Source organism: Vibrio navarrensis, from assembly GCF_000764325.1.
Lineage (GTDB): Bacteria > Pseudomonadota > Gammaproteobacteria > Enterobacterales > Vibrionaceae > Vibrio > Vibrio navarrensis.
This window is the reverse complement of record NZ_JMCG01000002.1, coordinates 623,453-643,731: the sequence shown is the minus strand read 5'-3', so window position 1 is coordinate 643,731 and position 20,279 is coordinate 623,453. Positions and strand designations below refer to the sequence as shown.

Annotated in this window: 16 protein-coding genes; 13 read left to right on the top strand and 3 right to left on the bottom strand. The window is 48.5% G+C overall.

Annotation, left to right across the window (positions count from 1 at the left end; all coding sequences use genetic code 11):
• Positions 1-119 precede the first annotated feature (119 nt).
• Together EA26_RS17280 and rimI are read left to right on the top strand one after the other, a co-directional pair.
• Entirely contained in the window at positions 120-521 is a 402-nt protein-coding gene (locus EA26_RS17280) for a DNA polymerase III subunit psi (RefSeq protein ID WP_039431640.1), read from the top strand.
• A 6-nt stretch (positions 522-527) separates the two neighbouring features.
• Positions 528-980 (top strand): ribosomal protein S18-alanine N-acetyltransferase, encoded by a 453-nt coding sequence (gene rimI, locus EA26_RS17275; RefSeq protein WP_039430371.1) that lies wholly within the window; start codon positions 528-530, stop codon positions 978-980.
• On the opposite strand, the gene EA26_RS17270 is transcribed toward rimI, so the two are convergent.
• The gene (locus tag EA26_RS17270) at positions 967-3,015 is read right to left on the bottom strand and encodes a putative bifunctional diguanylate cyclase/phosphodiesterase (RefSeq protein ID WP_039430370.1); all 2,049 of its coding nucleotides are present in this window, start codon (positions 3,013-3,015) and stop codon (positions 967-969) included. The genes rimI and EA26_RS17270 overlap by 14 nt on opposite strands.
• Positions 3,016-3,343: 328 nt before the next feature.
• On the opposite strand from EA26_RS17270, the gene prfC reads away from it, so the two are divergent.
• From prfC to deoD, 8 genes are all read left to right on the top strand, one after another.
• A complete protein-coding gene (gene prfC, locus EA26_RS17265) occupies positions 3,344-4,933 on the top strand; it encodes a peptide chain release factor 3 (protein ID WP_039430369.1) in 1,590 nt (529 codons plus the stop codon).
• An 88-nt stretch (positions 4,934-5,021) separates the two neighbouring features.
• The gene (locus tag EA26_RS21905) at positions 5,022-5,159 is read left to right on the top strand and encodes a DUF5363 family protein (RefSeq protein WP_158134326.1); all 138 of its coding nucleotides are present in this window, start codon (positions 5,022-5,024) and stop codon (positions 5,157-5,159) included.
• A complete protein-coding gene (locus EA26_RS17260) occupies positions 5,146-5,919 on the top strand; it encodes a TatD family hydrolase (RefSeq protein ID WP_039430368.1) in 774 nt (257 codons plus the stop codon). The genes EA26_RS21905 and EA26_RS17260 overlap by 14 nt, the downstream gene beginning before the upstream one ends.
• Positions 5,920-6,124: 205 nt before the next feature.
• Positions 6,125-7,387 (top strand): NupC/NupG family nucleoside CNT transporter, encoded by a 1,263-nt coding sequence (locus EA26_RS17255; protein ID WP_039430367.1) that lies wholly within the window; start codon positions 6,125-6,127, stop codon positions 7,385-7,387.
• Between the two features lie 573 nt (positions 7,388-7,960).
• Positions 7,961-8,737, top strand: coding sequence for a deoxyribose-phosphate aldolase (deoC, locus tag EA26_RS17250; RefSeq protein ID WP_039430366.1), 777 nt, complete (start codon positions 7,961-7,963; stop codon positions 8,735-8,737).
• A 92-nt stretch (positions 8,738-8,829) separates the two neighbouring features.
• Positions 8,830-10,158: a thymidine phosphorylase gene (deoA, locus tag EA26_RS17245; RefSeq protein WP_039430365.1), complete on the top strand. Its 1,329-nt coding sequence runs from the start codon at positions 8,830-8,832 to the stop codon at positions 10,156-10,158.
• A 54-nt stretch (positions 10,159-10,212) separates the two neighbouring features.
• Complete coding sequence (locus tag EA26_RS17240; RefSeq protein ID WP_039430364.1) at positions 10,213-11,433, top strand: phosphopentomutase; 1,221 nt, start codon at positions 10,213-10,215, stop codon at positions 11,431-11,433.
• Positions 11,434-11,536: 103 nt separating this feature from the next.
• Positions 11,537-12,256, top strand: a complete 720-nt coding sequence (gene deoD, locus EA26_RS17235; protein WP_039430363.1) for a purine-nucleoside phosphorylase — start codon at positions 11,537-11,539, stop codon at positions 12,254-12,256.
• A 56-nt stretch (positions 12,257-12,312) separates the two neighbouring features.
• On the opposite strand, the gene EA26_RS17230 is transcribed toward deoD, so the two are convergent.
• The gene (locus EA26_RS17230) at positions 12,313-12,921 is read right to left on the bottom strand and encodes a YtjB family periplasmic protein (RefSeq protein ID WP_039431638.1); all 609 of its coding nucleotides are present in this window, start codon (positions 12,919-12,921) and stop codon (positions 12,313-12,315) included.
• Between the two features lie 102 nt (positions 12,922-13,023).
• On the opposite strand from EA26_RS17230, the gene serB reads away from it, so the two are divergent.
• Positions 13,024-14,004 carry a phosphoserine phosphatase gene (gene serB / locus EA26_RS17225; RefSeq protein ID WP_039430362.1) on the top strand — a complete coding sequence of 327 codons (981 nt, stop codon included), beginning with the start codon at positions 13,024-13,026 and terminating at the stop codon, positions 14,002-14,004.
• A 59-nt stretch (positions 14,005-14,063) separates the two neighbouring features.
• Here the strand turns inward: serB and EA26_RS17220 are convergent, their stop codons facing one another.
• A complete protein-coding gene (locus EA26_RS17220; RefSeq protein ID WP_039430361.1) occupies positions 14,064-16,412 on the bottom strand; it encodes a PilZ domain-containing protein in 2,349 nt (782 codons plus the stop codon).
• Between the two features lie 134 nt (positions 16,413-16,546).
• Between EA26_RS17220 and radA the strand changes: the two genes are divergently transcribed.
• Entirely contained in the window at positions 16,547-17,926 is a 1,380-nt protein-coding gene (gene radA / locus EA26_RS17215; protein ID WP_039430360.1) for a DNA repair protein RadA, read from the top strand.
• Between the two features lie 207 nt (positions 17,927-18,133).
• Complete coding sequence (gene fusA / locus EA26_RS17210; RefSeq protein ID WP_039430359.1) at positions 18,134-20,221, top strand: elongation factor G; 2,088 nt, start codon at positions 18,134-18,136, stop codon at positions 20,219-20,221.
• Positions 20,222-20,279: the final 58 nt, after the last annotated feature.

Here is a 20,279-nt window from a genome sequence, read left to right as displayed (position 1 = left end):
ACGGCCTGCTGTACAGGTCGTTTGGTGCTCCAAGCTTCGCACAAAGTCAGTGTCAGACTTACTCTGACTCGACGACAAATTTTTGATACTATTGCGCCGTTGATGGAAATGGTCAGATGATGTCAGAAAACGAAAAACTCTACTTACAGCAAATGGGTATCGCCACCTGGGAACTTACGCATCCTGAGCGGTTGGCAGGTTTCCAATTTGCTCAAATCGATTTGTCAGCAGAGTGTTGCTTGCTATTGGTGGCAGAACAGTGCCCCAAAAATCACACTGCGCAACTGTTTGAAAGAGTGCTGAAGAGCATCAAGCTTGAGCTTTCACAAGCCAGACACGTCTCTCCCGCAGAGCTTGCGCAGGTGAACCTAGAACCTCTCACTTGGATCTGGTTTGCTGGTACAGTGACTCAAATAGTGCCAGCGACGGTGAAAGTACTGCACTCTCCTGCATTGAGTGACATCGACGGAAATACCGAGCATCGCCGTGCGCTTTGGCAGCAAATTTGTGCTTATGAGTAAATAGAAATGAGTTGTACTTTAGTCGCTATGAACGTCGAGCACCTCGACGCGGTTTATCAGATAGAAACTCGCGCTCACTCCCACCCTTGGGCGCAAAGCTTGATCCGCGATCTCTCCAGCCGTGGTGCAATGCATCACGTGATGTTGGTTGATGGCAACGTAGTGGGCTACTTTTACGCGCAAAATATTGTCGGTGAGCTGACTTTACTCAATATCGCTGTTTGTCCGACGCAGCAAGGCAAAGGGTACGGACGTCACCTGCTGGAGTCTTTTATTGAGTTAGGTGAGCAACAAAACGCAGAAAGCGCTTGGCTGGAGGTGCGTGAGAGTAACCAGCGTGCATTGGCCTTATATCAAGAAGCGGGCTTTAACGAGGTGGATCGTCGCCGTAATTACTACCCGACCCAAACTGGTCAAGAAGATGCCATCATCATGAGCTATCTGTTCAACTGCTTTTGAGCATCGCTGCGGCTCGGGTTTCTCCGTAGCTGTTCTCTTTTAATCTTTGCGTGATGACATCAACCGGTTGGGGCTTATCAAAGAGATAGCCCTGAAACTGCCCACAACCGAGCTTCATTAACGCTTCCATCTCTTCGTGCTCTTCCACCCCTTCGGCGATCACTTCTAAGTTGAGACGGTCCGCGGTCATGATAATGGTGTCGACGATCGCTTGGTCGCTTTGATCCAGATGCAATTGGGTAACAAAGGAGCGGTCGATTTTCAGCACGTCTACCGCCAAATGTTTGAGGTAACGCAGGGATGAGTAGCCAGTACCGAAATCGTCGATGGAAATTTTCAGATCAAGCTCTTTGAGCTGCGCCATCTTGTTCATCGCGCTTTCCACGTTCTCTAACAGCAAACTTTCCGTAATTTCCAGCTCGATATGCTCGCCGGAAATCCCCGCTTGTTTAAGGGCATGGGTAATGTGCTCGACAAAAAACTGTTGAGAAAACTGCAGTGGGCTGATGTTGATTGCTAAGCGACGGAAGGTGTCCGGTAAAACGCCCAATTTTTTCCACTGCGCGTACTGGTAACAAGCTTGTTCGATAATCCAGTCACCGATTGACAGAATTTGCCCGGTTTCTTCGGCAATAGGCATGAAAACACCAGGAGGGAGTAATCCACGTTCCGGGTGATTCCAACGAATTAAGGCTTCCACGCCAATGATCTGCATCTTGTCGTTCACTTGAGGTTGATAATAGAGTTCAAGTTGTTGTTGATGTAGGGCTTCATGCAGACCTTTTTCAATCTCCAGAAACGACTCAACTTGAGCGTGCATTTCTGGCTCATAAAACATGTATTTGTTGCGTCCAGCGACTTTAGCGCGATAGAGCGCCGTATCGGCTTGGCGCAAAACGTCAATGCTAGAAATGCCTTCACTGGGGAACTTGGAAATGCCAATACTCACCGTGCAGTAGAGTTGGTGGTCATCAATCGAATAAGGATTTGATATTAAAGCGAGTAGCTGCTGAGCTTTGTTTGCCGCATGCTCTAGTGACAAGCTCGGGATCAGAATGGCGAACTCATCGCCACCGATACGAGCTGCCGTTTCGCCATCGTGTAGCCAACCCTCCAAACGCTTGGCAATGGCTCGCATTAGATTGTCGCCGATGGTGTGACCGAGCGAATCGTTGATGGTTTTGAAACGATCCAAATCCATGTAGAACAAAACGCCATTGCTGTTATTACGTAGTGCTTCATTCAAACTATCATTGAGCGTTTTCAGCAGCAGGCTGCGGTTAGCAAGTCCAGTCAGCGTATCGTAGTAAGCCAGTTGGTTTAACTGGCTTTCCGCCGCCGCGCGCGCTTGCCATAAATTGTGAAAAGAGAGCGCCAAACGACCGAGCTCATCATTACTGTTTCTTGGTGGTAGCTCTATCGCCGTTTTGCGGTTTTGCAGCGAATTCACCCAATTATTTAACCTAATGATCGGCTTGGAGAGCTTGACGTAGAAAAACGCTAACAAAATGGTGGTCAGTAGAATATTGCGAAACAAATCAAATAACAGGATACGGCTCGATTTGTTGATAAAGGCTTCGGCAATACTGGAACCATTGACGGAAAAGCTGAGCGTGCCAACCACCACGTTTGAGTTGGGCTGGTGGAGCTCCGTTTTGTAAAACGGTGTGGCGGGCGTCAAGATGGTCGAGAGCAGTTGCGTGACCATATCTTGAGCTTCAATCGGCCTATTTTTTTGCGTGAGAACCTCACCGAAATCGTCGACAATCGCGACACTGTAGACGGCGTTATCCATCATCAAACTGGAGGCGACTTGCTCTGCGAGCAGGTGATTTAAGTGGTATGCCGCTTGGCTGGCGTTGGAGTAATTTTGCATCAACTTAAACTGGTAGTGTTCTTCGATGCGCCGCTGCTCCTGATGGAGATCAATCAGGATATGGTACAAGCTAAAACACAGGCCAAGTACAACCGAAACCAGAAACACGGTTCTTGCCTGCTTAAAAGCTAAAGAATGTACTTTTTTATTTTTTAGCATACCGTCAACCAATCCTTCTTACTCCTATAGTTATAGAACATATAGCCAAGTAACCCAAAATACTTGAACGAGATAAAATTGTTTGTGTTGCTACACATAGATGTTGAAAAGTCGTGCCATTGTGATGGAATTTTGCCCACTCGCAGGCCGTTGAGTTACCGTTGAGCGCATGTCCAGAGTTGCCGATTGGCGAATAATAGGCGAGAATACCGCGCAAAATTGAATCTACCTTAGGAAGGGGCGCCGCAGATTCCTATCTGCAAGGGTTATTGAGCAAAAGCGATAGCCGCCCGTTTCCCCGTCCAGAAAACACAAGAAGACCAGTTTCATGTCAAATGCTCCATTTTTGAGCGAAGTTGCCAAGCGCAGAACGTTCGCTATTATCTCGCACCCGGATGCGGGTAAAACCACCATCACAGAAAAAGTCCTGTTATTCGGACGTGCTATTCAGACTGCTGGTACCGTGAAAGGTCGCGGCTCAAGCCAGCATGCCAAATCCGACTGGATGGAAATGGAGAAAGAGCGTGGCATCTCGGTGACCACTTCTGTGATGCAGTTTCCTTACAATGACTGCTTGGTCAACCTGCTGGATACTCCCGGACACGAAGACTTCTCTGAGGATACCTATCGTACGCTGACGGCCGTTGACTCGTGCTTGATGGTGATCGATGCCGCCAAAGGTGTTGAAGATCGAACACGTAAGCTGATGGAAGTTACTCGCCTGCGTGATACACCGATCGTCACCTTCATGAACAAACTGGACCGTGATATTCGCGATCCGATGGAGCTGCTGGACGAAGTTGAAAGCGAACTCAGTATCGCGTGTGCACCTGTCTCTTGGCCAATCGGCTGTGGTAAAGAGTTCAAAGGTGTCTACCACATTCACCGCGATGAAACGATTTTGTACGCCACTGGTCACGGCCACACGATCCAAGAAGAGCGCATTATCAAAGGATTAGACAATCCAGAGCTGGATAATGAAATTGGCGCTGATCTGGCTGAGCAACTGCGCGAAGAGCTCGAGTTGGTACTGGGCGCTTCGCATGAATTTGATCTGGAGATGTTCCTTAAAGGCGAACTGACGCCGGTTTTCTTTGGTACCGCTTTAGGTAACTTTGGTGTTGATCACATGCTAGATGGCCTGACCCAATGGGCGCCTGCGCCACTGCCGCGTATGGCCAATGAGCGTCAGGTAGAAGCGACCGAAGACAAATTTACTGGGTTCGTGTTTAAGATCCAAGCGAATATGGATCCGAAACACCGTGACCGCATCGCTTTCATGCGCATTGTATCTGGTACTTACAACCAAGGGATGAAAATGAACCATGTTCGCCTTGGTAAACAGGTCAATATTTCGGATGCCGTGACCTTTATGGCGGGGGACCGTTCTCGTGCTGAGGATGCCTACGCCGGTGACATCATTGGTTTGCACAACCACGGCACAATTCAAATCGGTGACACCTTTACTCAAGGTGAAACACTGAAGTTCTCGGGTATTCCCAACTTTGCTCCAGAGCTATTCCGTCGTATTCGTCTACGCGATCCTCTAAAGCAAAAACAACTGCTCAAAGGGCTGGTTCAGCTGTCTGAAGAAGGTGCAGTACAGGTATTTCGCCCGCTGCAAAACAACGATTTGATAGTCGGCGCGGTCGGTGTGCTGCAGTTTGACGTGGTGGTGGCGCGTTTGAAATCAGAATACAACGTGGAAGCGATCTACGAGGGGGTAAACGTTGCTACGGCCCGTTGGGTTGAATGTGCGGATGCGAAGAAACTCGATGAGTTCCAACGTAAGAACCAAGCCAACCTAGCGCTGGATGGCGGTAACAACCTTACCTATATCGCGCCAACCATGGTCAACTTGAACTTAGCCAAAGAACGCTTCCCTGAGGTTGAGTTCCGTGCCACGCGTGAGCACTAAGCGCTGAGTGATTGAGAATCGTCGCCCTGGGTTTGCAGCCCGGGGCGCTTTTTTATATGGTGAGTAAAACAGTGTAGAGGTGATGAGTATGCAGTGGTTGAAAAAGTGGTTAAAGCGCTACGACGATTGGTGCCGAGAGCTTGGTTTAACGCCGGAGCAAAAACGCAGTTGTGTACCTTACAAACAAGATCCTGCGCGAGAACGCAATAAAAATGACGCTGTTTGATAGTCATTGCCACCTCGATTTTCCGCTGTTTGAGACCGACTTTTCGCATATCTTGCAATCTGCTCAGCACGTGGGTGTGAAGCGATTCCTTATTCCTTCCGTTGGTCCGGAAAATTGGTCGCGAGTCGCTGAGCTGTCATCGCAACATCCAGAGATTTACTACGCACTCGGCCTGCACCCTTATTTCTTAAAAGCTGACTATACGCTTTACCAAACACAACTGATGGCACGATTGGATGCGCGTCCGACGCGCTGTGTCGCCATTGGTGAATGTGGGCTAGATTTTGCCATTAAGGTTGACCCTGCCTTACAAGAAGAAGCGTTGCAGTGGCAATTTGAGTTAGCGAGGCAGTATGGTCTGCCGGTTATTTTACATTGCCGTAAGGCGCACAATCGCCTGATCCAGATGGTCAAAGCCGCTAATTTGCCTAAAGGGGGCGTACTGCATGCATTCTCAGGCAGTTATGAACAAGGGATGGAGTGGGTGAGATTGGGCTTCTCGCTCGGTATTGGCGGCACAATCACCTATCCGCGCGCCAACAAAACTCGCCAAGCGGTGGCGAAACTGCCGCTTGAGCATCTGCTTTTGGAAACCGACGCGCCAGATATGCCACTGAATGGTTATCAAGGGGGAGTAAATACGCCATCACAAATAGTTAACATCTTGACTATACTCTGTGAGCTGAGAAATCAGACAAAGCAAACGGTTGCTTCGCAACTTTGGAAAAATAGCAATTCGCTATTCTCTATCTGTGAATAAAATCTAACATTCCCACTTAAACGATATGTCGTCTCATATATTATTGTGAAGATACTCACAAACAAAAGTGAATTTGCACCGAGTCTGATGGGAAAGTGTGAAGGTGGCATTACTTTAATTGTTAAGGCGTGAGTATAATTGCCTCCGCTTTATAGCTCCATTTTGTAACACGCCAATAAATAACTTAATAAGGAAGTCATAAACTATGAGCCTGTTTATGAGCCTAGTCGGCATGGCAGTATTGCTAGGAATTGCATTCTTACTGTCTGACAACCGCAAAGCTATCAATCTAAGAACTGTGGGTGGCGCTTTTGCTATCCAATTTATCATCGGTGGTTTCGTTCTTTACGTACCATGGGGTCGTGATCTACTAGCAGGTTTCTCTGCTGGTGTTCAAAGCGTTATCGACTTCGGTAAAGACGGTACTGGTTTCTTGTTCGGCAGCCTAGTTAACTTCTCAGTTGACGGTATCGGCTTTATTTTTGCCTTCCAAGTACTACCAACACTGATTTTCTTCTCAGCACTTATCTCTGTACTTTACTACATTGGTGTGATGCAGTGGGTTATCAAGATCCTTGGTGGTGGCCTGCAGAAAGCACTGGGCACGTCTCGCGCCGAGTCAATGTCTGCTGCAGCAAACATCTTCGTAGGTCAAACTGAAGCGCCACTTGTGGTTCGTCCGTTTGTTCCTCACATGACGCAATCTGAACTGTTTGCAGTAATGTGTGGTGGTCTTGCTTCTGTTGCTGGTGGTGTACTGGCTGGTTACGCCTCAATGGGTGTGCCACTAGAATACCTAGTTGCGGCATCATTCATGGCGGCACCGGGTGGTCTACTGTTCGCAAAAATCATCAAACCTGAAGTTGATACGCCAAAAGAAGATCTTGGCGCTGAGATTGACGGCGGTGACGACAAGCCTGCAAACGTAATCGATGCAGCCGCTGGCGGTGCGTCTGTTGGTCTGCAACTTGCGCTGAACGTAGGTGCAATGCTATTGGCATTCATCGGTTTGATCGCTCTGATCAACGGTATCCTTGGTCTTGCTGGTGGTTGGGTTGGTATGCCTGATCTGACGCTAGAAATCATCCTCGGCTACATCTTCTCTCCACTTGCATTCCTCATCGGTGTGCCATGGGAAGAAGCAACACTAGCGGGTTCTTTCATCGGCCAGAAACTGGTGGTGAACGAGTTCGTTGCGTACCTAAACTTTGTTCCTTACGTTGGTGAGAACGCTCAAGTTGTTGCGGCAACGGGTGCAGTGATGTCGACTAAGACAACGGCAATCATCTCTTTTGCTCTGTGTGGTTTTGCGAACCTTTCTTCTATCGCAATTCTACTGGGTGGTCTAGGTGGCCTAGCGCCAAACCGTCGTCACGACATCGCTCGTATGGGTGTTAAAGCGGTTGCAGCAGGTACGCTATCTAACCTGATGGCAGCGACCATCGCTGGCTTCTTCCTGTCTTTCTAAGTTAGTTAAGAGACAGTATTTATAGACGCCGTTTAACTTCGCCCCGTAGCAAGAGATTGCTGCGGGGCGTTTTCAGTTTTTGCGCCACTGTGAATGAAATGGGCTCAGTGAGAGCGAATCGTCATGGGCGTTGAGGCTGAGTTTTTTGAGATACAAACCGTTTGCGCTCTATTTGGTGCTACAGTTTTGCGATGAATATCTATAATGTAGTAATCACAGAAGAGGGACGAAGCAGGACGTTTTATCGCTCATCTGAATAGATATGTTTTGGGCAAATGAGCTGCCCGATACTCTCTGCCTTGGTCGCTAAGCTGATAGAGCGACTTACACCAAGTGCAGATAAAAAGACACCGCAATCATAGATTGTTGTGCCATAGGCCAAATTGGTACTGTGCGGTGACAAGGATAGCAATTGGCAAGTAATGACTGCCGAGTCTTCAGGGAACCAAGTCCGTTCATCAATGACTGTTTAGCAAAGACCTTTTTGCTGAGTTGCTGTTTGCTTTTGAGGTGAGCAGAAACAGGGAAAAGGGGCTGAGTAGTAAAATTTTTGAATATTGATCGGAGATAGAAATGAGCGATTTAAAAGCAGCAGCACTACGTGCACTGAAACTTATGGACCTAACCACGCTAAATGACGATGACACAGATGCGAAAGTCATCAAGCTTTGTCATGACGCCAAAACGCCTGTAGGTAACACGGCTGCGATCTGTATTTACCCTCGCTTTATTCCTATTGCTAAGAAGACACTTCGTGAGCAAGGTACACCAGAGGTTCGCATTGCGACCGTAACCAACTTCCCACACGGTAACGATGATATCGCTATCGCCGTGGCAGAAACCAAAGCTGCGGTCGCTTACGGTGCTGATGAAGTTGACGTTGTTTTTCCATACCGCGCGCTGATCGCTGGTGATGAAAAAGTCGGCTTTGAACTGGTTAAGCAATGTAAAGAAGCCTGTGGCGATATTCTTCTGAAAGTGATCATCGAAACCGGTGAGCTAAAAGAAGAAGCGTTGATTAAGAAAGCATCGCAAATCTGTATTGAAGCGGGTGCCGACTTTATCAAAACTTCAACGGGTAAAGTGCCAGTCAACGCAACCCCTGAATATGCACGTATGATGCTCGAAGTGATTCGTGACATGGGTGTGGCTGAAAAAGTGGGCTTCAAGCCAGCTGGCGGTGTGCGTACTGCGGAAGACGCTGCGGCTTACTTAGCAATGGCAGATGAGATCCTAGGTGCTGAGTGGGCGGATAATATGCACTACCGTTTTGGTGCATCTAGCTTGCTAACCAATCTACTAAATACATTAGAAGTGACAGACCAAGTCGCCGATCCTGCGGCGTACTAATTCTAATAAATGTCTGAGCGTGGCGCGTTTTGCGCCACGCAACCTTCTTACTCTACTGTTACCACGGCTCATTTTGAGCTTGGGAGGCTCTAATGTATTTACCTCAAGAAATTATTCGTAAAAAACGTGATGGCGAAGTGCTGACTGCCGATGAAATTAACTTTTTCATTCAAGGCGTGGCGAAAAATACCGTGTCTGAAGGTCAGATTGCGGCCTTTGCCATGACGATTTTCTTTAATGAAATGACCATGCCTGAACGCATCGCACTGACGTGTGCCATGCGCGACTCTGGTATGGTGATCGACTGGAGCCACATGAACTTCGGTGGCCCTATTGTCGACAAACACTCCACTGGCGGTGTGGGCGATGTGACCTCACTGATGCTTGGCCCTATGGTGGCAGCATGTGGTGGTTTCGTGCCAATGATTTCTGGTCGTGGCCTTGGCCATACTGGCGGCACCTTGGATAAACTGGAAGCGATTCCGGGCTACAACATCACCCCAAGCAATGATGTGTTTGGTCAAGTGACTAAAGATGCTGGCGTGGCGATCATCGGCCAAACGGGCGATCTGGCGCCTGCGGACAAACGTGTGTACGCCACGCGTGACATCACGGCAACGGTTGACAACATCTCGTTAATCACCGCATCCATTCTGTCGAAGAAGCTGGCGGCTGGTCTTGAATCACTGGTGATGGACGTGAAAGTGGGCTCTGGTGCCTTTATGCCAACCTACCAAGCGTCACAAGAGCTGGCGAAATCGATTGTTGCCGTGGCCAATGGTGCGGGCACCAAAACCACCGCCATTCTTACCGATATGAACCAAGTGTTGGCCTCATCGGCGGGGAATGCGCTGGAAGTGCGCGAAGCGGTGCAATTCCTCAAAGGCGAATACCGTAATCCTCGTTTGCTCGAAGTGACGTTGGCGCTGTGTGCGGAAATGTTGGTGCTGGGTAAGCTGGCGCAAGACACTGATGAAGCGCGCGCGAAGTTGATGACGGTGTTGGATAACGGCAAAGCCGCCGAGTGTTTTGGCAAAATGGTGGCTGGTTTGGGCGGTCCTGCGGACTTTATCGACAACTACGATCACTACTTAGACAAGGCGGAAATCGTCAAGCCGGTTTATGCCAAAGAGAGCGGTGTGGTATCGGCGATGGATACACGTGCCATCGGTATGGCGGTGGTTGCGATGGGCGGTGGACGCCGCGTTGCGACCGACAGCATCGATTATGCGGTTGGCTTTGATAGCTTCATCCGTTTGGGTGAAGTCGCAGACAGTAACAAGCCTTTGGCGGTAATTCATGCGCGTAGCGAAGCGCAATGGCAAGAAGCGGCAAATGCGCTGCAAGCGGCGATTAAAGTGGGTGGCGACTACGTACCAACCCCTGATGTTTACGGCCTGATTCGCGAAGAAGATATTTAATGACTATTGGGCCTGCTTGCACATTTGCGTACCGGCAGGCCTGAGGAAGAAGCAATGAAAAGAGCATTTATTTTAGTACTGGATTCTTTTGGTATTGGTGCAACGGCGGATGCCGAGCAGTTTGGCGATGTGGGTTCCGATACACTGGGCCATATTGCGGACCAGTGTGAGCAAGGCTTGGCAAACAACGACAAGCGCCAAGGGGCTCTTCGTTTGCCAAATCTGTCCAAACTGGGCTTGGCAATGGCGCACAAAGAGTCAACTGGTCGTTTTGCACCGGGTTTGGATGCCAACGCGGAGATTATTGGCGCGTACGGTCATGCTGCTGAGCTCTCGTCTGGTAAAGATACGCCGTCTGGCCACTGGGAAATCGCGGGTGTGCCAGTTCTGTTTGAATGGGGCTACTTTACCGACAAAGCCAACAGTTTCCCGAAAGAGCTGACCGATCGCATTCTTGCTCGTGCTGGCATTGATGGTTTCCTCGGCAACTGCCACGCATCTGGTACACAAGTGCTTGATGACCTTGGTGAAGAGCACATGAGAACGGGCAAGCCAATTTTCTACACCTCTGCGGACTCGGTATTCCAAATTGCCTGTCACGAAGAGACATTCGGTCTAGATCGCCTACTTGAGCTTTGCCAAATCGCTCGTGAAGAGCTAGCAGACTACAACATCGGTCGTGTGATTGCGCGTCCGTTCATTGGCCCGGGTAAAGGTCAGTTTGAGCGCACTGGTAATCGTCGCGATCTTTCTGTTGAGCCGCCATCAGCGACCGTTCTGCAAAAGTTGGCTGAGGAAAAACAGGGCCAAGTGGTCTCTATTGGTAAGATTGCCGATATCTACGCCAACTGTGGTATCACCAAAAAAGTCAAAGCGACGGGCATTCCTGCGCTGTTTGAAGCGACACTGGAGCAAATTAAACAAGCGGGCGACAACACCATCGTGTTCACCAACTTCGTTGATTTCGACTCTGCTTACGGCCACCGCCGTGATGTGGCGGGTTACGCTGCCGCGCTGGAGTACTTCGATGGTCGCATCCACGAAGTGATGGAATTGATGCAAGAAGATGACATCCTCATCCTCACGGCTGACCACGGCTGCGACCCAACTTGGCCGGGCACCGACCACACTCGCGAGCACATTCCAGTGCTTGTCTATGGTCAAAAAGTCCCTGCGGGCTCATTGGGTCGCCGCGAAACGTTCGCGGATATTGGCCAAACACTGGCGAGCTACTTTGGCACATCGCCAATGGATTACGGCAAAAACTTTCTCTAATCCAGAGCTATAATGGAACTTATTGAATAGAGAGGTGTGCCTCTCTATTCTTTTGCGAATACAAAGCAAGTCTTTTGTGAATGAAAAACAAGGAAACAAAAACATGGCAACTCCGCATATTAATGCTGAAATGGGTGATTTTGCAGACGTCGTTCTGATGCCTGGTGACCCACTACGTGCAAAATACATCGCAGAGACGTTTCTAGAAGACGTGGTTCAAGTGTGTGATGTACGTAATATGTTCGGTTTCACTGGTACTTACAAAGGTCGTAAGGTATCGGTTATGGGTCATGGTATGGGCATCCCATCTTGCTCTATTTATGCGACTGAACTTATCAAAGACTACGGCGTGAAGAAAATCATTCGCGTAGGTAGCTGTGGCGCAGTGAGCGAAGCGATCAAAGTGCGTGATGTGGTGATCGGCATGGGCGCGTGTACGGATTCCAAAGTGAACCGCATCCGCTTCAAAGGTCATGACTTTGCCGCTATCGCGGATTACAAAATGGTCAAAGCCGCTGAAGAAGCAGCGAAAGCGCGTGGTATCGATGTAAAAGTGGGTAACCTATTCTCTGCTGAACTGTTCTACACACCAGATCCAGACATGTTCGACGTGATGGACAAATACGGCATTGTCGGCGTAGAAATGGAAGCGGCGGGCATCTACGGCGTTGCTGCGGAATACGGCGCAAAAGCATTGACGATTTGTACCGTGTCTGATCACATCAAAACCGGTGAGCAAACCACCTCGGAAGAGCGTCAGAACACCTTTAACGATATGATGATCATCGCGTTGGACTCTGTGCTGCTGGGTGATGCTGAGTAAGTGCTTTAGATTTTACAACGCAATACCAAAGAGCCTGCGAAAATGCAGGCTCTTTTTTATGGATCTTTATGAGTGAGTAACAGGTTCTCGACTTTAGGCTGCGGCTTTTTGCGTAGGATGAGAATAAAGAGCATGCCGCCGACGAAACTCATCAAGATCATCAAAAACATATAGCGGTCACTTTTACGGTAGTGATGATCAGAAATTGCCGTCACCTTGCCGGTCTCAAACGTGATGCGGATAAAACCTATGATGCTGTTATCGGCATAAACGGGTTCGACCAACTGTTGGCGGCCAATGCCCGCTGTTGCAAGCGGCGTATCCAGTCCCAACACCTCACGCACCGTCAGCGCTTTTTCGCTGGAAGCGAGACGGATGCCTTCTGCGTCGTAAATGGTGGCATCAAAGACCAAACGCTCTTTTGCTAACTGATTGGTTAACTTGAGCAACTGTTCCTGATCTTTTTGCACAATCATATCACTGGCCGAGAGGGCAGCCTGAGAGCTTAACACTTTGGTTAAGGTTTCCAGTTGTTGCGCCTGGATGCGTTCGTTCCCCTTGCTGATCACCACGCTGTTTTTGATGGTGATGAAAAACATCACCCCTAAAATGATCAGCGCGACGACGCGTAAGGCATTCCGCAGTGAAAAAAGAGACTCTTTCATATCTAGCACTAACTTTGATTCGCGAACAAATGCCAGTTTGGGGCTTGCCTTTTCAAATTGCAATAGGTTAACGTTTGCCAAGGTTCACAAAGGATTAGATTCATGGAAGCGCTAAAGACATTGCCGCTGAGAAGGCATACTCAACTTTTGACTCGTTTGCCAGAAACTCGATTTGCTACACAGCTGGATAAAAACAGAGCCAGTTGGCTGATGTATGCGGAGTACTTGGCTCCGGGACATTTTGAGGATATCGATTTTTTTACCGGTATGTACAACCCGATCATCGATACTTGGAAAGTCGGGCGCTACGAGGTGGCGCTGATGGCGGGCGAACTGACTGCAGAACATGAAACCATCTTGCAAAGTCTGCAAATTGATTACGCCAATTTGCAAGATGTTCCCGATCTCTCCAAACCGGGGTTGATTGTTCTGGATATGGACTCCACTGCCATTCAAATTGAATGCATTGATGAAATTGCTAAGTTGGCGGGCGTAGGCGATGAAGTTGCCGAAGTCACCGAACGGGCTATGCAGGGCGAGCTGGATTTTGAGCAGAGCTTGCGAGCACGTGTCGGAAAGTTACAAGGCGCCGATGAGTCGATCCTCGAGAGCGTGCGCGCGCAGTTGCCCTTAATGCCGGATTTACCGGAGCTTATCAACACCTTAAAAGCGTTTGGTTGGAAGACGGCGATTGCTTCAGGTGGGTTCACCTATTTTTCTGACCACTTAAAGCAGAGCTTGGGTTTAGATCATGCCCAATCTAACCAACTAGAAATTATTGACGGACGGTTGACGGGGCAGGTGTTGGGCGAGGTGGTCTCTGCGCAAACCAAAGCCGATATTCTCATCGAGCTTGCCGAGAAATATGACGTCGAAATGCACAACACGATTGCTGTCGGCGATGGTGCCAATGATTTGGTGATGATGCAGGCAGCTGGACTAGGAATTGCCTATCATGCCAAACCCAAAGTGGAAAAGCAGGCACAAAACGCGGTGCGCTTTGCTGGTTTAGGTGGCATTGTGTGCATTTTGTCTGGCGTATTGGCGCGGCAGCAAAAAATCAGTTGGCAAAGTAAGCCTTAATCGATTGAGTGTTCTCTAAACAACAAGGCGCGATCATCGCGCCTGGTTGTCTATGAGTTTTAATCGCTTAACTCAAGACGAATCAATATTTCTTCAGTGATCTCTTCCATTTCACAATAACCTATTAAGGTGGAAAGCTCTTTCTCCAGCTTGCTGGCTTGGTGCATGCTCAGGTGGGCTAAATCGTTCAGATCTTTTTGCAGCAATGAGGTCATCGGGCTGAAAATCGGCGCGGTGGAGAGCCTCAGTGCGTAAAACTCACCAGACATTTTCGCCTTTTTCACAAATTGGATGCGCTCTTTGACGCTGTCGAATTCGATCGGTGCCTTGGTCTGGACGGCTTTGATCTTGTCTCCGAATTTGGTGACGGCAATATAAATCTCGTGATGAACGGGCTCTGCTCCGTCGATCCTTTTGGTCGGATTCGCAATCAGCGTATTCGAGCGGCCTTTGTAGAGTGGCTCAAGAGAGAGGTTCTCTTTGTGGCCTAGCTTTGCCAACAGCATCAAGTGCTTCTCTAGTGGAAAATTCACACCAATCGCTTTGGTGCGATAACCTGATGGCGTTTTGCTGATAAAAATGGGCGTGCTCACCATCTTGGAGAGCAAAATGCTGTGCAATGATTCTAGTAGCTCATTGCTTGGCAGGATCTCTTGCTGGGCAATCAGCTTATCTTGGTTATGTTCAATAATGCTGTTGAAAAAAGCGATGGTTTTGATGGTTTGACTATTTTCATCAATCACCAGTTGCAATTGCTGACCATCAGGGCTTACGCGTATTACTCGATACGGCACTTTATCTAAAGGGAGTTTTTTATCGTACAGTTGCAGTTCAAGGTAATTGACCTCAACCTCTTCTCCGGCAATCAGTGCCAACGGCGCATTCAATTGCAAACTCAACCCGCGCTTGGACAAATCGAGCGTATTCCCTTGTGCTTGTGAACCGTCACTCTTAGTTAAGAGCAGAGGCGACTGGAAGCTGTATCTTGGCTCTTTGCGTCTTGATTTGGCGTCAAAGAAAATCCCTTTGGGTGCGCCGACGATCTTTCGTGGGTGACGAAACGTATTCAGTGTGCTGGCTGGGATACGAGGTTGCTCGGTAAACAGATAGTCGTCACCCACACTGTCATCGGCGATTTCTTGCAAAATACCGCAGTGGGTGAGGGCGGTTGACGCATCGGCAAGTTCAGAAGAGAAAGAGGCCAACTGCTGCTTCTCTTTGTCTGAAAGCTCAAAAATAGAAATGCGGAACGCGCGCCAGCTTGAACGACGTGCTCCTAAATGCCAAAAAAGCTGTCGTTGTTCTCGGGTCGCTTCTGGCATCAGCATCGAATAGAAGAAGGTCTTGTTCTCATGCTCGTGAGTAAAGGAGTAGATAACGTTGCTTGTCCCCTTTACGCCAGACTTAATCAACATCTCCATTCTTTGCGGATTAAACAGTGTGCCGAAGACTTGTTGTTTTCGCTCATCGTGCCAGTAATTCCAAATCGGCGCATTATTTGGCGTCATCATCGCCAGTTTGAGCTCACTTCCTTGGAAAAACAGCGGCAGGTTACAGGTGTGTTTAAGATAGATGTGCTCGTATCCACGCGTTCTTGAACGAATGATTTTGTCTTGGTTATCGTGGCGAGTCCGTTTGGCTGAGTTACTCAATGACTCATCGATCACACGGGCGATGATGTTGGTTTCGGTTAGGCGTAGACAACGTAGAAATTTAACCGCATCGTTCTCATAAGAGTCTTCTACGGCGATCACGCGATACTCTAATTTTTTGTCGATGTTCGCCACTTGCGAAGTTTTGGCGAGCTCGGAAAAGGAGACCTGGATAATTTCTCCGAGATTGTAATTAAAGGCACTCGGCACTTTGAATTTGGCACCTGAGCTAGAGAGATCGACGCTCACACCATGCAAAACTTGTCCTTTGGCCAGTTTTATCTCCACCTGTGACTGCACGCGCAGGCGCTTTTCTTGTCTTTTGAGATCGTAGCCAAGGTAAATAGCTTCAGCTTCATAAGGGCTAGCTGGATCGGTTAACCCGAGCCCTTCCGGCTGCTGCGTGTTTTTGCCCAACACACGGAAACTATTGCGTGTGTTGCTTAACGCTTCCCACACTCCTTCGGTATAGCGGCCAAATTTCTTGGTGTTTTTGTGGTAGGCATTGAAAGCGACATCATCAAGCCAATGCTTTAAACCATCCAGTTCGTATTCACGGCATTCACCTTGCACCCGACCACGTAAGTCGATACTTTTTTTGCATGGTGCCATGATGCGGTTAAGCTCCATCTTCACCAGTAATTTAGCCGATGGCGGTTCTCCCTCGGTCAGTTGACTCAGGACAAAATCAAAATCTTCCGTGTTGTACAGCGGGATGAGCCTTTCTGCGATTGAGAGAATTTCAGCTTGTTCCATCTTTTCTGTTACAGTATCTGTTCTTGATAAGAGTATCGGCAAAGTGATAATAAACTTAAGTATAACAGCACTTTGTTCTGTGTTTAATGAATCAGTGGTCTGACAGGATCACAGGCTGGACAATTTGAGGCGGCATGGTGAAAGCAAAACGCGCGTATGTATGTAACGACTGTGGGGCAGATTTTCCTCGCTGGCAGGGGCAATGCAACGCCTGTGGCTCTTGGAATACCATTACTGAAGTGAGGCTAGCCGCTTCGCCGAGTGTCGCTCGTAATGAGCGTTTGTCAGGCTATGCGGGCAGTGCAACCGAGTCCAAAGTACAGACCTTGTCTGATATCGATTTACAGGAAGTGCCGCGTTTTACCAGTGGCTTTAAAGAGCTGGATCGCGTATTGGGTGGGGGCATCGTGCCCGGTGCGGCGATTTTGATTGGCGGAAGCCCTGGCGCGGGTAAATCGACGCTGTTGTTGCAAACGATGTGCGCGCTCTCGGCACACATGCCTGCTTTGTACGTCACTGGCGAAGAGTCTTTGCAACAAGTCGCGATGCGCGCTTCTCGTTTGGGATTGCCGAAAGAGCATTTGAAAATGCTCTCAGAGACTAACGTGGATAAGATTTGCCAAATTGCCGAAGAGGTGCGACCACGCATCATGGTAATTGACTCGATTCAGGTGATGCATGTTTCGGATGTGCAATCTTCACCCGGAAGCGTCGCGCAAGTACGTGAATCCGCCACGGCATTAACCCGTTACGCCAAACAAAATAATGTCGCTGTCTTTATTGTTGGCCACGTAACTAAAGACGGCACCTTAGCGGGCCCGAAAGTGTTAGAGCACATTATTGACTGTTCTGTGCTGCTCGATGGCGATACCGATAGTCGCTTTCGTACCCTGCGTAGCCACAAAAACCGTTTTGGTGCGGTGAATGAACTCGGTGTGTTTGCCATGACCGGGCAAGGATTGCGTGAAGTGAGTAACCCGTCGGCGATTTTCTTGTCACGTGGGGAGGAGGCAACCTCTGGTAGTTCGGTGATGGTGGTTTGGGAAGGCACTAGGCCGCTTCTGGTCGAGATCCAAGCTTTGGTGGACTATTCGCAGCTTGCTAATCCTCGTCGGGTCGCTGTCGGTCTTGAGCAAAACCGTCTCTCTTTATTATTAGCGGTTTTACATAAGCACGGCGGCTTACAAATGGCTGACCAGGATGTCTTTGTCAATGTGGTCGGTGGGGTAAAGGTGAGTGAAACTAGCGCTGACTTGGCGCTGATTATGGCGCTACTGTCTAGTTTTCGCGATCGGCCATTGCCAAAAGATGTGGTGATTTTTGGCGAAGTGGGCTTGGCTGGCGAGATCCGCCCGGTACCCAGTGGCCAAGAACGTCTCAATGAAGCGTTCAAGCATGGCTTTAAGAAAGCGATTGTCCCTATGGCCAATATGCCGAAAGGCGGAATAGTGGGCATGCAGATCCACGGGGTGAAAAAACTCGCCGATGCGATCAGTGCTTTTGATGAACTCTAGAGCGTTCGAGCTTCATAATAAGGGAAATTTTGTGCGTAAACAGAGGAAGCAAAAATATAGTTTCGCGCCGCTTTGCAAGCTAAGCATTGGTAAGCTTTACTGTTGTAGAAGAAAATTTTTCTTAACGAATGGCATGCAAGGGTATCAGTCTTGAACGATTGTGATATACTCTGCGCGCACTTTATACCTTATTAACAGAGTAAGACAATGGCAGATTTATCAAAATACAGAAACATTGGTATCTTCGCGCACGTTGACGCGGGCAAAACCACTACCACTGAGCGCATCCTAAAGCTGACTGGTAAAATCCATAAAATGGGTGATAGCCATGACGGCACAACAACAATGGACTTCATGGAACAAGAAGCTGAGCGTGGTATCACTATCCAGTCTGCTGCGACTACCTGTTTCTGGAAAGACCACCGTTTCAATATCATTGATACCCCTGGACACGTTGACTTCACAGTTGAAGTTTATCGTTCTCTGAAAGTTCTTGACGGTGGTATCGGTGTATTCTGTGGTTCTGGCGGTGTTGAACCTCAGTCAGAAACTAACTGGCGTTATGCGAACGAATCAGAAGTATCTCGTCTGATCTTCGTAAACAAACTAGACCGTATGGGTGCAGACTTCTTCCGCGTTGTTGATCAAATCAACAATGTTCTTGGTGCAAAACCACTTGTTATGACTCTACCTATCGGCCGTGAAGATGAGTTTGTTGGTGTGGTGGATGTACTAACTCGCCAAGCGTTTGTATGGGATGACTCAGGCTTACCAGAAAACTTCGAAGTTAAAGAAGTTCCTGCAGATTTGGTTGATCAGGTTGAAGAATACCGTGAAATGCTGATCGAAACTGCTGTTGAGCAAGATGACGAGCTGATGATGGCTTACATGGAAGGCGAAGAGCCAACTATCGAGCAAATCAAAGCTTGTATCCGTAAAGGTACTCGTGAACTAGCATTCTTCCCAACTTTCTGTGGTTCTGCTTACCGTAACAAAGGTATGCAGCTGGTTCTAGATGCGGTAGTTGATTACCTACCAAACCCAACTGAAGTTCAACCTCAAGACCTGACTGATCCGGAAACTGGTGAATCTACTGGTCAAGTTGCAACTGTATCTGTTGACGAGCCATTCCGCGCTCTAGCGTTCAAGATCATGGATGACCGTTTCGGTGCTCTGACGTTCATCCGTGTTTACTCAGGCCGAATCAAGAAGGGTGATACCATTCTTAACAGCGCAACAGGTAAAACTGAGCGTGTTGGCCGCATGGTGGAAATGCACGCAAACGACCGTAACGAGCTGGAAGCTGCACAAGCAGGTGACATTATCGCTATCGTTGGTATGAAGAACGTTCAAACTGGTCACACGCTATGTGATCCTAAGCACGAATGTACTCTTGAGCCAATGATCTTCCCAGATCCAGTTATCTCTATCGCTGTTAAGCCAAAAGATAAAAACGGCTCTGAGAAAATGGGTATCGCGATCGGTAAAATGGTTGCAGAAGATCCATCATTCCAAGTTGAAACTGACGAAGATTCAGGCGAAACAATCCTTAAAGGTATGGGCGAACTTCACCTAGACATCAAAGTGGATATCCTGAAGCGTACTTACGGCGTTGAGCTAGAAGTGGGTGCTCCTCAGGTTGCTTACCGTGAAACAATCACCAAAGCAGTTGAAGACAGCTACACGCACAAGAAGCAGTCTGGTGGTTCTGGTCAGTTCGGTAAGATCGATTACCGCATCCGCCCTGGAGAGCAAAACTCAGGCTTCACATTCAAATCAACCGTAGTTGGTGGTAACGTTCCTAAGGAATTCTGGCCAGCAGTTGAGAAAGGCTTCAAGTCTATGATGGCAACTGGTACGTTGGCTGGTTTCCCTGTACTTGACGTTGAAGTTGAACTGTTCGACGGTGGCTTCCACGCAGTTGACTCATCTGCAATCGCATTTGAAATTGCAGCGAAAGGCGCATTCCGTCAGTCAATTCCTAAAGCGGCTCCTCAGCTTCTTGAACCAATCATGAAAGTTGACGTGTTCACTCCTGAAGATCACGTTGGTGACGTAATCGGTGACTTGAACCGTCGTCGCGGCATGATCAAGAACCAGGAAATGGGTGCAACTGGCGTTCGCGTTAAAGCAGACGTACCACTTTCTGAAATGTTCGGCTACATCGGTACTCTACGTACAATGACTTCTGGTCGTGGTCAGTTCTCTATGGAGTTCTCACACTACGCACCATGTCCAAACAACGTAGCAGAGCAAGTAATTGCTGAAGTTAAAGAGCGTAACGCTAAGAAGTAATTCTTAACTTAACTCGATAACAGAAAAACCCGCAGGCAACTGCGGGTTTTTTATTATT